9 protein-coding genes are annotated in these 17,533 nt (G+C 52.5%); 5 read left to right on the top strand and 4 right to left on the bottom strand.

What is annotated here, in order from left to right; genetic code table 11:
* Window positions 1-17: 17 nt before the first annotated feature.
* On the bottom strand, window positions 18-1,700 hold the full coding sequence (gene menD, locus BJJ97_RS11190) for a 2-succinyl-5-enolpyruvyl-6-hydroxy-3-cyclohexene-1-carboxylic-acid synthase (protein ID WP_095993980.1): 1,683 nt from the start codon (window positions 1,698-1,700) through the stop codon (window positions 18-20).
* Between the two features lie 217 nt (window positions 1,701-1,917).
* Entirely contained in the window at window positions 1,918-3,240 is a 1,323-nt protein-coding gene (menF, locus tag BJJ97_RS11185; protein WP_095993979.1) for an isochorismate synthase MenF, read from the bottom strand.
* A gap of 410 nt (window positions 3,241-3,650) precedes the next feature.
* Here menF and BJJ97_RS11180 point away from each other — a divergent pair, with 410 nt between their 5' ends.
* From BJJ97_RS11180 to rcsB, 3 genes are read left to right on the top strand one after another with little or no spacing between them, the layout of a single operon-like run.
* Complete coding sequence (locus tag BJJ97_RS11180; protein ID WP_095993978.1) at window positions 3,651-4,820, top strand: MFS transporter; 1,170 nt, start codon at window positions 3,651-3,653, stop codon at window positions 4,818-4,820.
* Between the two features lie 16 nt (window positions 4,821-4,836).
* Window positions 4,837-7,521 carry a phosphotransferase RcsD gene (gene rcsD, locus BJJ97_RS11175; protein ID WP_095993977.1) on the top strand — a complete coding sequence of 895 codons (2,685 nt, stop codon included), beginning with the start codon at window positions 4,837-4,839 and terminating at the stop codon, window positions 7,519-7,521.
* An 8-nt stretch (window positions 7,522-7,529) separates the two neighbouring features.
* A complete protein-coding gene (gene rcsB, locus BJJ97_RS11170; protein WP_005976164.1) occupies window positions 7,530-8,180 on the top strand; it encodes a response regulator transcription factor RcsB in 651 nt (216 codons plus the stop codon).
* Between the two features lie 37 nt (window positions 8,181-8,217).
* On the opposite strand, the gene rcsC is transcribed toward rcsB, so the two are convergent.
* Window positions 8,218-11,073 (bottom strand): two-component system sensor histidine kinase RcsC, encoded by a 2,856-nt coding sequence (gene rcsC / locus BJJ97_RS11165; protein ID WP_095993976.1) that lies wholly within the window; start codon window positions 11,071-11,073, stop codon window positions 8,218-8,220.
* Between the two features lie 115 nt (window positions 11,074-11,188).
* Entirely contained in the window at window positions 11,189-13,828 is a 2,640-nt protein-coding gene (gene gyrA, locus BJJ97_RS11160; protein ID WP_095993975.1) for a DNA topoisomerase (ATP-hydrolyzing) subunit A, read from the bottom strand.
* Window positions 13,829-14,089: 261 nt separating this feature from the next.
* Between gyrA and ubiG the strand changes: the two genes are divergently transcribed.
* Complete coding sequence (gene ubiG, locus BJJ97_RS11155; RefSeq protein ID WP_095993974.1) at window positions 14,090-14,809, top strand: bifunctional 2-polyprenyl-6-hydroxyphenol methylase/3-demethylubiquinol 3-O-methyltransferase UbiG; 720 nt, start codon at window positions 14,090-14,092, stop codon at window positions 14,807-14,809.
* Between the two features lie 349 nt (window positions 14,810-15,158).
* Window positions 15,159-17,444: a class 1a ribonucleoside-diphosphate reductase subunit alpha gene (gene nrdA / locus BJJ97_RS11150; RefSeq protein WP_095993973.1), complete on the top strand. Its 2,286-nt coding sequence runs from the start codon at window positions 15,159-15,161 to the stop codon at window positions 17,442-17,444.
* Window positions 17,445-17,533 lie beyond the last annotated feature (89 nt).

The raw sequence follows: 17,533 nt of genomic DNA, 5'->3' as shown, positions 1-17,533 counted from the left end.
ATCTGGCCCCTGAAACGCTAGTGCGCCCACGTCGCCACCTGAGCGACCAATTCATTGAGCATTTCCGCGCCGTCCTTCGGTTCAACCACCACTTCCAGCAGCGTGACGCCGCCCTGAGTCCAGCAATTCGTCACCGTGTCCGCCAGCTGTTCCCAACTCTCGGCGCGCAGGTAATTCAAGCCAAACATCGCGGCCGCGTGGCCGAACTCCACATTTTGTGGCATGCAGTAAAACGCTTCACGCTGTGCAACCGGCGTCGGCAGCAGGGAAAATATCTGGCCGCCGTTATTGTTTACCACGATCAACACCAGCGGTGCGGGAGCCTGACGCAGCAGCGCCAGAGCATTCAAATCGTATAACGCGGAAAGATCGCCGACGATGCCCAGCGTGGCTTTTGACGTAGCACGCTGTACACCAGCCAGCGTGGAGATCAGGCCATCAATGCCGCTGGCACCGCGATTACCGTACACCGGATATCCCTGCGGGAGTTGCGCCAGCGCGTCGATCAAGCGAACCACAAGGCTGTTGCCGACAAATAGCTGTCCATCCGGCGGCAACAGCGCCGGTATGCGCTGCGCCAGCTGCGCCTCACCAAAACGGGAAGCCAGATGCGCGTCGATCTGCCGCTGCGTTTTGTCGGCAATATCCGCCAGCAAATCCGCCCATGGCGCTTGTTTATGTGCCGGATGCGCAGACAGCCATTCGCCCACGTCCGCCACCAGACGGCGTCCGCGATGGTGAGCCGGATCCAACCGTCCCGGCAGGTCATCGATTAACCAGAATTCTTGCGGCTGGCACTGTTCCTGCCATTGCAGCAGGCGCTTACCCGTCAGGCTGCCGCCGAACTGCAGGACAATGTCCGCCTGCCGTAAGCGATCCGCTGCGTCAGGATGCGCCAACCAAATATCCGCACAGGGTAACGGCTGCCCGCTTTGCGACAGGACATCACCAATCAGCGGCCAGCCCAGTTCGTTCGCCCACGCGGCAAGTCGCGCGCCTTGTTCTGGTGTCACGCGACCAGCGAGAACAACGCCCCGCTTCTGTCGCCACTGCGGCCAGTCCGACTGCACCGCCAGCGTACTCTGGCGCATTTCACGCAGCCAGGGTTCACGGCTGTTCCACCAGTCGCCCAGCGTCATCAGCCAGTCCTGATACACCGTGCCGTCATCGGCACCGTACAACGGTTCGGCAAAGGGACAATTAATGTGCAACGCGCCGTGCGTCAATCGCGCCATTGCGCTATCCACAGAGGAAACCAGCCAGCTAGCGGGAATATCGGGCGTAGGGCGCGGCAAATCCAGCGCCAGCGTGGGGTGTGAAGCATACAGAGCATGTTGGCGAATCGCCTGATTTGCACCGCAGTCAATCAGCTCTGGCGGGCGGTCGGCCGTCAGAACCACCAGACGTTCACCGGTCAGCCCAGCTTCGATGATGGCTGGATAAAGGTTCGCGGCAGCGGTGCCTGACGTCACGATAATCGCAACCGGCTCACGCGACGCTTTTGCCAGCCCCAGCGCCAGATGCCCGAGCCCCCGCTCATCGAAATGCGTGTGGCAAATCAGTGCGTGATTGTCCGCCGCAGACAGCGTCAACGGCGTAGAGCGCGAACCAGGCGCGATGCAGACATGCCGGACACCGTGGCGGGTCAGCGATTCCAGCAGTAATGTAGCCCAGCGGCGATTAAATACACTTGTTGACATGTTGTACTCAACAACTCAGGTTGCAGGTTATATCCGTTATGCTTCAAGCCGCCTTCACGCAACTCGAATTATTTAGGGTATTAAGCAAATAATAATGATCAAACTGTTGGCGGTCTGGTGCCCTTCAGCAAACATCGAGATCAGCCTTATTATATTTTTTTTTCTCACGCTGACTTTGATATAAACCAGTACCTCGCACAACAACCATAAAACAAAACTATGACATATCACCGTCTAACAGGGATCTTAGCCCTGCTGCTTTGTTTTCTAACTCCTGCCATTCTTGTTCTGGATCAGAAGCCGCCACAATTCCGGCACCGGCATAAAGCGTTAAAACATGATCCCGCACTTCGGCCGAACGTAGCGCCACGCTGAATTCAGACTGCTGACGCGAAAGGTAACCTGCAGAACCGGCATACCAGCCACGTTCAAACGGTTCATGTTCAGCAATAAAACGGCGAGCCTCTTGCCTCGGCAGGCCCGCGACGGCTGCCGTGGGCTGTAACGCATTCAGGCACGCGCTATCGGATGCAGTGCGCAGCGTGGCGTGAATGGTACGGCGCAGATGCTGTACTTTACGCAGGCGCACAATTTCCGGCGGCATGACATCCAGCGACAGCGCGGACTGCTGTAGCCGCTGACAAATATCATCCACCACCAGCATGTTCTCACACTGATTTTTGGTGTCATTCATCAGCCAGTCGGCCAGTTCCGCGGCTTTGCGTGCATCGCGATCGCTTGCCACCGTCCCCGCCAGCGCCTCAGTTTCCAGTTCACTACCCCGACGGCGATAAAGCCGCTCCGGGCTGGAGCCGAGAAACGCATGGCGCGCATCATGCGCCAGCATGAAATGGAAACAGTGGTGATTTGCCGCTCGGCTGGCGGCCATAAAGGTGGTGGCCTGTAGCGGCTGTGTCAGCGTTAGCGTGGTCGCCCGCGCCAGAACCACTTTTTCCATCAGCCCGGCATTGATGTCATGCAGCGCGCGGTGGAGCAAATCAATCCACCCCTGACGCTCCGGCTGATGCCCGACGGATTGCACTTCCGCATGCAAAAGAGGCTGCGACGCGGGTGGCAGAAGCAGGTTAATAAACGCCGAGGCTTCAACAGCATCCTGCTGCAATGAGGTGTCACTGAACAGGTTAATGCTGAGGCTGAGCGTATCATCCTGACGCCGTAGTTCTGCACGAGGCAAAAACAGGTAGCCAGGTGAGGCAGCGCCGTCCTCTTTCGTTTGATTAAACGCGTTCAGCCCCCAGATGCGCACATCGGGATCGCACTGCTGCTGAACGAGGAATGCCTCAGCATCCTGAATGTGGCGAAACCCGCACACGTTGCCGCACACGGCGGCTTCTTCACGATCCTGACGATGCTGCCAATAGAACTGGGGGTACACTGGCTGGGTCGCCAGCCACGGCAATAGCTCAGACGTTTCGCTGAGACGTAATGAACGCGTTATTTGTCTGAAACCTGCGCGTTCAGGCTGTGGCTCGCGCAAATCCTGCTGCAGATGCCGCAGCAAGTCGGAAAGTTGTTTCACCGTTACCCCGGAGACCTAACACAAAGTAGGGGATTATACGGGAAAAAAACACGCCGTGGGTGAGAGGTTACGCAAGACCAACAGGCTACCCTCAGCAGGGTACACCTTGCCGTATCTTTTACCCCATGAGGGTTATCCTCATGACCATAATGGTGAGCATGGACTGAAATCGCACCAAACGGCAAAACGGGTCACGCACATCGCTCTAAAATCCTCTTCCATCATCATTATTGCTTCAATTGACCGATTCTTTTGCCGATTATCTAATCGGCATTTTTTTGCCCGTTCCACGGCCCAAAGCCTCCCTTCTTTCCTCGCGCCAAAACCGCACACCAGGATTCTTTCCATTCAGACCGCTAATTATGGTAAAAATAGGCCCTTGTTACATCGACCGGATAGCCTCATTCAGGATGAGTACAACACTGAATTCCAACCCGTTATGCATTAATCAGAATCTGCCAGGCAAGAAAGCACAGGCAGCCACTCGCCTCGTTTTCTTTGTTGCGGGCTTTGCTATGGCTGCTTGGGCGCCGCTGGTGCCCTTTGTCAAAACGCGGCTGGCTATCAGTGATGCCTCTCTGGGGATGTTGCTGCTTTCTCTCGGTATTGGCTCGCTCTTAGCCATGCCGCTGACCGGTTTCCTCACCAGCAAGCTAGGGTGCCGCAGCGTTATTTTGCTGGCAAGTGCGCTGCTTTGTCTGGTGTTGCCCGCGCTGACGCAGGCGGAAACGCTGCCTCTGATGGCGATAACGCTGCTCTTTTTCGGCGCGTCCATGGGCATGATTGATGTCGCGATGAATATTCAGGCCGTCATCGTGGAACGGGCGAGCGGCCGGGCGATGATGTCCGGTTTTCATGGTTTCTTTAGCATAGGTGGGATTGTCGGCGCAGGCGGTGTTAGCGCCCTGCTGTGGCTTGGCCTGTCTCCGCTGATGGCAATTCTGGCGATTGTCGCACTCATGCTGATAGTGATGGCAACAGCGCACAAACACCTGCTGCGCACCACAAATCAAGATGACGACGGCCCGCTGTTTGTCATCCCGCGCGGCTGGGTGATGTTCATTGGCTCACTGTGCTTCATCATGTTCTTAGCCGAAGGATCCATACTGGACTGGAGCGCCCTCTTTTTAACGGTTGAACGCAACCTGAGCGGCGCGCAGGCGGGTATGGGCTATGCGGCGTTTTCCGTCGCGATGACGCTAGGCAGGCTGAACGGCGATCGTATTGTTAACGCACTAGGACGCTACGCAATTCTGACCGGTGGCAGCCTCTGCGCCGCACTCGGTCTGGTGTTAACGATCAGCATTGATAATGCAATCACCGCCCTTCTTGGCTTTGTGATGGTGGGCATCGGCGCATCAAATGTGGTGCCGATCCTTTTCAGCGCCGCGGGGAATCAAAAGATCATGCCGCCGAATTTGGCCATCGCCTCCATTACCACGGTAGGCTATGCAGGTATTCTGATCGGCCCGACTATTCTTGGCTTTATTGCACAGTTCAGCAATTTGGCTACCGCATTCGGGTTTGTCGCACTGCTATTGCTAGGCGTTAGCGCCAGCGCACGTGCCGTTATCCGCTAATCAGGAGCGTTAATTGATGCCAGCCATGATCCTGCGTTATTTTTCACTCCTTACGGTGCTCTCGCTCCTGATTACCGGAACATTTGGCTATAACTACATCAACGATTTGCTAACGGACAAAAAACATTCGCTGACGACCATCGCTCAGGGCATACAAAAACGCGTCGATACCTATCGTTTTTTCACCTATCAAATATACGGCAGCCTGAACAGCGAACCAGCTTCTAGCGACGCCAACATTAGCGCCATTAATTTAATGCCGAATGTTTTCTATGTAGAAAAAAACGGTCAGAAAACGGACGCGCTGATTTTTGGGCAACACGATAAAGGGACGCTCACCTCAGTTCGCCGGATATCACGCTATCTTGATATTCTCTGGGGCGCGGAGAATAGCGTCTATTCCATGTATTACCTGAATGGTATCGACAACAGCCTGACGATGATTTCCACGCAGACGCTGAAAGATATCTCCTCGCAGTTCCGTGGTAATTATATTACGGTCATCGCCGAAGCACGCCGTACAGAAATGCTGCAACAGGCGAATGTGCTAGACGAGCGCGAAAGTTTTTCCCCGCTGCGTAAATTACGCTTCTATAACGACTACTATTTTACGCTACGCACCACATTCAATCAGCCGGGCCATCTGGCGACGATTCTGGCGTTCGATTTACCGATTAACGATTTAATCCCAGACACCATTCCGCGTGAGCATCTTATGCTGAAGCCGGATACGCCGGCGGCCAGCAATATGGATAACAATAATGGCGAAGGCACGGCTGACGTTCAGCTTCATGGCTCGAATCTTGAAATCTCCGCCACGCTCGTGAATGCGCCGATAAAAATCGTTTTTCAGGTGCCGATAAAAGTCCTGATTATTGATTCATTACGTAATAACGTCTGGCTTCTGCTGCTGAATCTGGTTCTGCTGAGTGTGTCTATCGTCGGCTTTTATCTTTTCCGTCGACAGTATGCGCATCCCAGAGAGGATGTCTCGCATCAATTGGAAAAGACGCTGGATATTTACCGCGAAACCACGGGCAGAATCCCGATGGGCGTGCTGGTTTATGATTTCAGCAACAATAAAGTCGTCATACAGAATGAGCGCGCAGAGCAGCTGCTTCCGCACCTGAGCCTGCAAAAAATCACCAATATGGCGGACGAGCATCAGGGCGTCATTCAGGTCACGATTAATAATGAGATGTATGAAATACGCCAAATTCGCAGCCAATATTCGCCTGACTATTGCCTCTTCCTGCTGCGTGAACAGGATAAAGAGATTCTGGTACAGCGGAAATTGCTGCTCGCCCAGCGTGAATACGAAAAGAATATTCATGCCAGAAAACGGTTATTCCAAAACCTGCTCAGCGAATTCAAACAACCGCTGATTTCACTGCGACAGCATATTCATGCGCTACGCCACAGCGAGACAGCAACCGTACCGACACCCACGCTGGATCAGCTAACGGCGGATACCCGCTGCGCGATTGAGCTGCTGGAAAATATTGCCTTGCACGAAAAGCTGGAAGCGCAGGAATGGAGCGTGGTCAACGAGAGTTTTTCACCGCTGACGGTTATCGACCATGTTCTCCTTGAGCTGCTGCCACGATTGAATCAAAAAGGTCTGACCCTATTCCATCATTACAATCTGGATATGAATCAAACCTACGTGGGCGATGCCGAGCTGTTGAAAAAGACGCTGGCGCTGTTGCTGAATTATTCGGTGACCAATACGGATTACGGCAAGATTACGGTGTCGATTGATAGAAAAAATAATGAGTCGGATACGCTGATTATTCAGATCAGCGATACGGGAACGAATGTTTCAGGCAAAGAGCAGGAAAATATTCGGCACCCCTTCCTGCATCCTGCAACTTCCGATCGTTTCGGACAAAATTCAGGATTGACCTTATTTTTGTGCAATCAACTCTGTAATAAACTGGGCGGCGCGTTAACTATCAACAGTAAGGCCGGATTAGGCACACACTATATTCTGACGCTAAAACTGGAGCCAGAAGCGCTTCCCGTTGAGGAAGAAAAACTGCTGGATGGTATTACCGTTCTGCTGGATGTGACGTCTGATGAAGTACAGCATATTGTCGGCAATATGCTGACGGGCTGGGGTGCGAATTATCTGGTTAGCGATGAACGCCAGATTAATCAGGAAGCGGATATCTGCATGACTGACGACCCGGAGAAAAAAGCAGATTATACGCTGCTGTTGAGTCATGACGATGACACAGTAACGCCTTTGGGCCCGCGCCGTTTGCGGGTGAATTATAATATCAGCCACCTCCTGCTGGAGGCATTACTTAAGCTGATTGAGCTACAACTGGAAACATCACCCGATGCGCTACAGGAAGGGGAACCGGATAATGTCGAATTTTACGCCGAACAATTGGCAGCAAGCGACTATTATTCGCTGTTCGTGGAGACAGTACCGGATGATTTAAAGAGGCTGTATACTGAAGTGGAAGCAGGCGATTTCCCGTCGCTTTCGCAGACGGCACACCGGCTGAAAGGCGTGTTTGCCATGCTTAATCTGCATCCTGGCAAACAGTTGTGTGAACAGCTTGAACAGCATATTACCGCGCATGATAGTGAACAGATCGAGGCTAACCTTCATGAAATTGAGAGGTTTGTCAGTGCATTACTATCCCCAGTAGAACCTAAAGGGCAGCAAGGTAGCCAACAAGATGAGTAACCAAAACGATGAGTAACTTAAACGTAATTATTGCCGACGACCATCCTATTGTCCTTTTTGGCATCAAAAAATCGCTTGAGCAGATTGAATGGGTCAATGTGGTTGGCGAATTTGAAGACTCAACAGCGCTGATCAATAACCTACCTAAGCTGGACGCTAATGTTTTAATCACCGATTTATCCATGCCAGGCGATAAATACGGCGATGGTATTACCCTCATTAAATACATTAAGCGCCATTTTCCCCACCTTTCTATTATTGTTCTTACCATGAACAATAATCCGGCGATTCTGAGCGCGGTGCTGGATTTGGATATCGAAGGCATCGTACTGAAACAGGGTGCGCCGACCGATTTACCCAAAGCGCTGGCTGCCCTGCAAAAAGGGAAGAAATTCACGCCGGACAGCGTATCCAAAGTGCTGGAGAAAATCAGCGCCAGCGGCTACGGCGACAAACGCCTGTCACCAAAAGAAAGTGAAGTACTGCGTTTGTTTGCAGAAGGCTTTTTGGTTACCGAAATCGCCAAAAAACTGAATCGCAGTATCAAAACGATCAGTAGCCAGAAAAAGTCAGCCATGACTAAGCTGGGCGTCGAGAACGATATCGCCCTGCTGAATTACCTGTCCTCCGTTAACGGCGGCGCGACACAGGTAGACTAAGCATCTCCCCTCCTGCACCGGCAGTCGCTGGTGCAGGTTATTCCTCGGATGTTCTCGCCTGACGCACCACGTTACTGTAATGCGCCAACGCCTGCTGCAACGTATCCAGCGTAACCGGTTTTGACAAACAGTGATCCATCCCTGCCCCGAGGCAACGCTCTCTTTCTTCCGCCAACGCATTTGCCGTCACGCCGATAACCGGGAAACGTAATCCCTGCTCGCGCATACGCCGTGTGAACAAATAACCATCCATATTCGGCATGTTGACATCCGTCAGCACGATATCAATATGGTTTTTACTCAACACACTCAGACCATCTACGCCATCATTCGCCGTCATTGCCTGATAGCCCAGAGAGCCTAGCTGATCCGCCAGTAGTCGACGATTGATCGGGTGATCGTCAACCACCAGAATCATAATGTCGCCATTCTCAGCTCGCACATAGTTAGTCAGCGGCGGTGAAATCTCTGTACGAGTCTTATCCTCGTTCTCTGAACGATAGATTTTTTCCAGCAAATCCGGCAGATGTTGAGGTGTGGACGTCCCTTGCACCCAGTGCCCGTTGCTCACTTCCTGCGCTGACCCGGTATGCGCGCCGCTCATCACGATATGCGCCCGAACGTTAACGGATTCTTCTGACACATAATCGCTAATCATCACATCATCAGGCGACACGGTTTGGTTCTGGTAACGCGCCACCTGCAACCCTTGATCCTGCAACAGCGTCAGCAGATAAGCCTCAAGCCGGGCATTGCGTATCCTCAACCAGCACGTTTTCCCTTGCAGGCTGGCGTTGATCGCCGCTGGGGCATAGCGCGCTTTATAGAGCGGAATTCTGACACCAAACAGGCTGCCAAGCCCAGGTTCCGACTCAATGGTAATGTCTCCATCCATCAGATTGACCAGCTTTTCACAAATCGCCAGCCCTAAGCCCGTGCCCTGAAAATGACGCTGAACACCGCTCCCAGCCTGGAAGAACGGATCAAACAGCTTCACCGCCTCGCGAGGCTGAATGCCCACGCCAGTATCACGCACCACAAATTCCAGATAACCATCGCGGCAGCCGACTTCGAAAATGATGCAGCCCGTGTCCGTAAACTTGATGGCGTTGCTCAGCAGGTTAGATAACACCTGCTGCAAACGTACGGGATCGCCGAACAGGCTGACCGGTACATTGGGATCGATAAAGCAGTACAGCGTCAGGCGTTTTTTGACCACCAACGGGAGATAGTTGCTGGTAATGTGGCTGATGACTTCATGCGGCGCAAACTCACACGCTTCGATCTTCAACTGCTCCGACTCAATCTTGGAAAAATCGAGGATATCGCTGATGATTTTCAGCAGCAGTGAGGAAGAGTTGTTCATCGCGGCAACCAGACGGTTGGCATCCTGCGGCAACGATTTGGTTTGCAGTAAATCGAGGTTACCGATAATCCCGTACAGCGGCGTACGCAATTCATGGCTGACCGTGGCAAGAAACATCGATTTAGACTGGCTTGCCTGCTCGGCGGCATTCGCCATTTCCTGTAGCGACTCTTCCATTTTGACTCGTGCACTGACGTCCAACAGCACACAAATCGCCACGTTTTCATTACGATAGCGCGAATGGACAAAGCTGATTTGCAGGTGATGATTGCGGCTGGTCATGACATCAACAAACTTAGACTGCTGCTCGCAAATGATGCGGGTAATTCGCAGCCTATCCTCGTGGGTAAGCAGGTTGAGATAGTTGTGCGCCAGCTCGTTACTGAGGATGTTCGTGCCGTCATTAATACGCAGGATACAAATGCCTACGGGTGCCGATGCGACAATCTTACGGTTGAATTGCTCGTTTTCTTCCAGTTGGAACGCATTGATTTCCGATGGCAATAGCATTTTCCGCTCAAACACCAGCGCCAGCACAAACAGCAAGATAGCCGAGAGCATATTCAGTACCAGCATATTGATCATCAATGCGCTGATATGGGAGAGCAGCACCTTCAACGGCAGCGAATACACGATGCTGAATGATGTCGGCGACAGCGACTTCTTCAGAATGAGTTCATCATACCCATTCACATAGCCAAAATAGTTATGATCGGAGGGATAACCGTCTACCGAAGAAGCGTACCGCTCTTTATCATCGGAAAACTGCAAAACCACCTGATTATATTGATCCAGCAGCCGGGCACTGATCGGAAATTTACCCATGGTGACGAAGTCATCCAGACGAATCGTCTGTTCAATCCCCATGATGACTTCCAGTTTGTTATCCACATAAATCGGCGTCAGTGCATATAAATAGCCGACATCGGGGATAGAGGCAGGGGTAATCCAATAGACCGTTTCATCGCGTCCAGTTTGAGTGCGACTCTTCTTCTGATCCTGAAACCGATCCTGCACATTTTTAAGCAGGTTATCACGGTCGAGCGACTGGTTACGGATGCCAAAATCAACCATACAGCGCCGATCGCCGCCGACAAAAAAGACCCGATTAAGATCGTAGACGGCAGAGAAATTATCCTGCCAGCCGTTGAAAAAATGGCTCAATGAGAGCAGCGCCGCATTCCCGCCATATTGCGTGGAACAGGTTGCGCCGGGAGCGAGTGAATAAACGGAAACACCGGGGCCCCCTTCCGTTGGCGGCTCTGCCTTTTCTCTTGCCAACATCAGGCGATTTGCCGCCAGATACTGGAGTTCGCGCACAATATCCGATGCGTGTCGGATGTAACCCTGCGACTGATCAAAGCTGAGGTTATACTCCTGCCGCAGCTCTGATTCTTTTTCATTCAATACTTTAGTGACATAAAAAACGGATATCAGCGCGCCCAATACCCACAGCATGACCGCCAGAACCCGAAATAAATAGCGGGACACCTTTAATGTGGTCTGGAATGAGGCGAGATATTTCAAATGGATACCGTTGAATAAGGGAAGAACCAGTTGGCTGATACACTACCGAGAGTCGATAAAAAAAGCCAGCGCATCGCGCTGGCTTACTCTACTCATTCCGGTTTAATAAAAAGGCTTATTCGTCATCTTCAGCGATATCATCATCGCCATCAATGTCATCGATAGCATCATCGTCTTCGGCAACTTCGCCTTCAACTTTTACCACGCCATCCAGCTCTTCATCTTCTACCGGCTCGGCAACGCGTTGCAGGCCGACAACATGTTCGTCTTCCGCCGTACGAATCAGCGTGACACCCTGCGTGTTACGGCCAACGATACTGACTTCAGACACGCGAGTCCGCACCAGCGTTCCCGCATCGGTGATCATCATGATCTGGTCTGCGGCATCAACTTGAACCGCGCCAACCACTTTACCGTTACGTTCGCTGACCTTGATAGAGATAACCCCTTTCGTCGCACGCGACTTGGTCGGGTACTCGCTCACGGCAGTACGCTTACCAAAGCCATTTTGCGTGACGGTCAGGATATCGCCTTCGCCTCGAGGAATGATCAGAGAAACGACGCGATCTTCGCCTTGTAGATTGATACCACGGACGCCCGTTGCCGTACGGCCCATCGAACGCACCGCCTGCTCGGAGAAGCGAACCACTTTGCCTTCCGCAGAGAACAGCATCGCTTCATCGCTACCGTCGGTCAGGTCGACGCCAATCAGCTCGTCACCCTCGTTCAGGTTAACCGCGATGATCCCCGCACTACGCGGACGGCTGAATTCCGTCAGCGCCGTTTTCTTCACAGTACCGCTCGCGGTTGCCATGAAGATATGGCGGCCTTCTTCGTATTCACGCACTGGCAGAATCGCGGTAATACGCTCATTCGGCTCAAGCGGCAGCAGGTTGACGATCGGACGACCGCGCGCACCGCGGCTGGCTTCCGGCAATTGATACACCTTCATCCAGTACAAGCGACCACGGCTGGAGAAGCACAGAATCGTGTCGTGGGTGTTGGCCACCAGCAGACGATCGATAAAGTCTTCTTCTTTAATACGAGCCGCAGACTTGCCACGACCACCGCGACGCTGGGCTTCATAGTCGCTCAGCGGCTGATACTTCACGTAACCCTGATGAGACAGCGTAACAACAACATCTTCCTGGTTGATCAGATCTTCGATGTTGATGTCAGCGGTGTTCGCCGTGATTTCCGTACGACGCTCGTCGCTGTATTGCGTTTTGATCGCTTCCAGCTCTTCGCGGATGACTTCCATCAGGCGCTCAGGGCTATTGAGGATATAAAGCAGCTCGGCGATCTCCGCCAGCAGCTCTTTATATTCATCAAGCAGCTTTTCGTGCTCCATGCCGGTCAGTTTCTGCAAACGCAGATCCAGAATCGCCTGCGCCTGCGGTTCCGTCAGGTAGTAGTGACCGTCACGGATACCGAACTCTGGCTCCAGCCACTCTGGACGCGCAGCATCATCGCCCGCACGTTCCAACATGGTAGCCACGCTACCCAGCTCCCACGCTTGTGCGATCAGCGAAGCTTTCGCTTCAGCGGGTGATGCAGCACGACGAATCAGTTCGATAATCGGATCGATGTTCGCCAGCGCAATAGCCAGACCTTCCAGAATGTGGGCACGGTCACGGGCTTTACGCAGTTCAAAAATGGTACGACGCGTCACCACTTCACGGCGGTGGCGCACAAACGCAACCAGAATATCCTTCAGCGGCATGATCTTTGGCTGGCCCTGATGCAGAGCGACCATGTTGATGCCGAATGACGTCTGAAGCTGGGTCTGGGAGTACAGATTATTCAGTACCACTTCGCCCACGGCGTCACGCTTAATCTCGATGACGATACGCATACCGTCTTTATCGGATTCGTCACGCAGTGCGCTAATGCCTTCGATACGCTTATCTTTGACCAGCTCGGCAATTTTCTCGATCAGGCGAGCTTTGTTCACCTGATAAGGAATTTCATGCACGATGATGGTTTCACGTCCGGTTTTCGCATCCGCTTCCACTTCAGCACGCGCACGGATGTAAATTTTACCGCGCCCGGTGCGGTAAGCTTCTTCAATGCCGCGTCGGCCATTGATGATCGCCGCTGTCGGGAAATCTGGGCCTTTGATGTGTTCCATCAACCCTTCAAGGCTGATGTTTTCATCATCGATATACGCCAGACAGCCGTTCACGACTTCTGTCAGGTTGTGCGGTGGAATGTTCGTTGCCATCCCGACGGCGATACCGGAAGAACCGTTAACCAGCAGGTTGGGAATACGCGTAGGCATGACGTCAGGAATCTGCTCGGTGCCGTCATAGTTCGGCACAAAATCGACCGTCTCTTTTTCAAGGTCGGCCAGCAGTTCATGAGCAATTTTCGACATGCGAATTTCGGTATAACGCATCGCCGCAGCGGAGTCGCCATCAATCGAACCGAAGTTGCCCTGACCATCAACCAGCATGTAACGCAGTGAGAAAGGCTGCGCCATACGTACGATGGTTTCATAAACGGCAGAGTCGCCGTGCGGGTGGTATTTACCGATGACATCCCCGACGACACGGGCGGATTTTTTATACGGTTTGTTCCAGTCGTTACCCAGTACGTTCATCGCGTACAGTACGCGGCGGTGTACCGGTTTCAGTCCATCTCGAACATCTGGTAATGCACGCCCGACAATAACGGACATCGCATAATCCAGATACGAGCTTTTCAGCTCTTCTTCAATGTTGACCGGTGTGATTTCTCTGGCAAGGTCGCTCATGGAGCCGCTATCCCTCTATTTAGGCATCTACCCGTGTTCAGAAAAGTGAACCGTTCAGATAAGGTGAACTGTTCAAAAGGTGAAAAATTATATCACAAACCGCCGTTTCGGGGGAAACTCCCTTCCGCTCTGAACAGACTGTTTTCCCAATGGACTTTATTCCTCAGATATCCCTTAGAGAAAACGGACACCGCTGCACGTTGCAGCGCGAAGGGAGTATACTCGCGGCAGGATAAAGATGACGAAAGGCAGTGATGACACATGAATGTAGAAAATCAAACTCCGAACGTTGACCATCAGGAGATTGCCAAATTTGAGGCTATCGCTTCACGCTGGTGGGATTTAGAAGGTGAATTCAAACCATTGCACCGCATTAATCCGCTGCGTCTTGGCTATATTTCGCTGCACGCGGAAGGCTTGTTCGGCAAGAAAGTGCTGGATGTCGGCTGCGGCGGCGGCATTTTAGCTGAAAGCATGGCGCGTGAAGGCGCGGACGTCACCGGGCTCGATATGGGCGCAGAGCCGTTGCAGGTCGCGCGTTTGCATGCGCTGGAAAGCGGTGTCGCCGTCGATTACGTGCAGGAAACGGTAGAAGCGCATGCACACGCTCATCCGGGCCTCTACGATGTCGTCACCTGTATGGAAATGCTGGAGCACGTTCCCGACCCACAATCCGTGGTGCAGGCTTGTGCCAAGTTGGTCAAACCCGGCGGACACGTCTTTTTCTCCACCATCAACCGCAATGCGAAAGCGTGGATGATGGCCGTTATCGGTGCCGAGTACGTGCTAAAAATGGTACCGCGCGGCACGCACGACATTAAGAAGTTCATTCGCCCAGCAGAACTGATGCACTGGGTCGACAGTACACCGCTGCGTGAAAAGCATATCACCGGGCTGCACTACAATCCGCTGACGGACCACTTTAAACTGGGTCCAAACGTGGACGTGAACTACATGCTGCACACTCGCCACGATAAATAGAACCGATTAAGAATACTCTTAAAAGTTGCGTGGTTTTTCACCGCGCAATTTTCCAGGTTTTAGCTGAAAAACCAACAAAATGACTACGACTTATTTTTTTTACAGAATATTGACATCCTCTTAGCCCTTACAAAATCAGGATTTCGAGAAACCAACGGTTCAGCAACCTGAAATTAACACCAAAATCAAGCCTTGTACTCAAACGAATCCGGACTAGAATACTCACCATGTAGTAGCCATTTATTAAAAAATATCTATATCTAGTATTTATCCACAGAGTTAGTCACAGAGACATTTCTGTGAATAAACAGGGGATATTTTTTATTTTCACCAACAGGTAAATCCCAACATGAACCAGAGCTTGCTCGTCACCAAACGCGATGGCAGTAAAGAAAAAATCAATTTGGATAAAATCCACCGCGTCATTACCTGGGCCGCAGAAGGTTTACACAATGTCTCCGTTTCTCAGGTCGAACTGCGTTCACACATTCAGTTTTATGACAGCATCAAAACCTCTGATATCCATGAAACTATCATTAAGGCCGCAGCCGATCTGATCTCCCGCGAAAGCCCGGATTATCAATATCTGGCTGCGCGTCTGGCTATCTTCCATTTGCGTAAGAAAGCTTACGGCCAGTTTGAGCCGCCGGCCCTGCTGACCCACGTCACCAAAATGGTCGAACTGGGCAAGTACGACAAGCACCTGCTGGAAGACTATAGCCAAGAAGAATTCGCCCAGATGGACGCTTTCATCGATCACTGGCGTGACATGAATTTCTCCTATGCTGCGGTTAAACAGCTGGAAGGGAAATACCTGGTACAAAACCGCGTCACCGGTGATATCTACGAAAGCGCCCAGTTCCTGTACATTTTGGTCGCCGCCTGCCTGTTCTCCGGCTACCCGCGTGAGACGCGTCTGGACTACGTTAAACGTTTTTATGACGCAATCTCTACGTTCAAAATTTCTCTGCCGACGCCAATCATGGCGGGCGTGCGTACGCCAACACGTCAGTTCAGCTCTTGCGTGCTGATCGAATGCGGCGACAGTCTGGACTCCATCAACGCGACCTCCAGCGCGATTGTGAAATACGTTTCTCAACGTGCCGGTATCGGCATTAACGCGGGTCGCATCCGTGCGCTCGGTAGCCCAATTCGCGGCGGTGAAGCATTCCACACCGGCTGTATTCCTTTCTATAAACACTTCCAGACAGCAGTGAAATCCTGCTCTCAGGGCGGCGTACGCGGCGGGGCTGCCACGCTGTTCTATCCGCTGTGGCATCTGGAAGTGGAAAGCCTGCTGGTGCTGAAAAACAACCGTGGCGTAGAAGGCAACCGCGTTCGTCACCTCGACTACGGCGTGCAGTTGAACAAACTGATGTACCAGCGTCTCGTAAAAGGTGAAGAGATCACGCTGTTCAGCCCGTCTGACGTGCCAGGACTGTACGATGCCTTCTTCGCCGATCAGGATGAATTCGAGCGCCTGTATGTGCAATATGAGCAGGATAGCAGCATCCGCAAACAGCGCATCAAAGCAGTCGAACTGTTCTCTCTGATGATGCAGGAACGTGCTTCTACGGGCCGTATCTATATTCAGAACGTTGACCACTGCAACACGCACAGCCCGTTCGATCCGCAGATCGCCCCCGTTCGCCAATCCAACCTGTGTCTGGAAATCGCACTGCCGACCAAGCCGCTGAACGACGTGAACGATGAAAACGGTGAAATCGCGCTGTGTACGCTGTCCGCTTTCAACCTCGGCGCAATCAATAGCTTAGACGATCTGGAAGATCTGGCGACGCTGGCCGTACGCGCGCTGGATGCTCTGTTGGATTATCAGGATTACCCGATTACCGCGGCAGAACGTGGTGCGATGGGTCGCCGCACGCTGGGTATTGGCGTCATTAACTTCGCTTACTATCTGGCGAAAAACGGCGTGCGTTACTCCGACGGCAGTGCTAACGGCCTGACACACAAAACGTTTGAAGCGATTCAGTACTATCTGTTGAAAGCGTCGAATGTGTTGGCACGCGAGCAAGGTGCTTGCCCGTGGTTCAATGAAACCACCTATTCGCAGGGTATTTTGCCTATCGATACCTATAAGCGCGATCTGGATGCGATTTGCAACGAACCGCTGCATCTCGACTGGGAAGCGCTGCGTACCGACATCAAAGAGTATGGCCTGCGTAACTCCACGCTGTCTGCGCTGATGCCGTCTGAGACCTCATCTCAGATCTCCAACGCCACCAACGGTATTGAACCACCACGCGGCCACATCAGCGTCAAAGCGTCCAAAGACGGCATCCTGCGCCAAGTGGTGCCGGAGTACGAAACGCTGAAAGACGCTTACGAACTGCTGTGGGATATGCCAAATAACGACGGCTATCTGCAACTGGTTGGTCTGATGCAGAAGTTTGTCGATCAGGCGATCTCTTCCAACACTAACTACGATCCGTCACGTTTCCCATCAGGTCGAGTACCGATGAAACAGCTGCTGAAAGATCTGGTCACGGCCTACAAATTCGGCGTGAAAACGCTGTATTACCAAAACACCCGTGACGGCGCGGAAGACGTACAAGACGACCTGCTGCCAGAACCTCAGGACGACGGCTGCGAAGGCGGTGCGTGTAAGATTTAAGCCAATAATGAAAGGCTGCCGATGCAGCCTTTCTCTTTTATAGCAAACGTCGCTCCGCCCCTGATGGGCCTTCACAAGCGGCGTTAAAA

It is taken from the genome of Pectobacterium polaris (assembly GCF_002307355.1).
GTDB lineage: Bacteria > Pseudomonadota > Gammaproteobacteria > Enterobacterales > Enterobacteriaceae > Pectobacterium > Pectobacterium polare.
The sequence above is the reverse complement of the archived record's forward strand: the minus strand, read 5'-3'. Positions and strand labels throughout refer to the sequence as shown.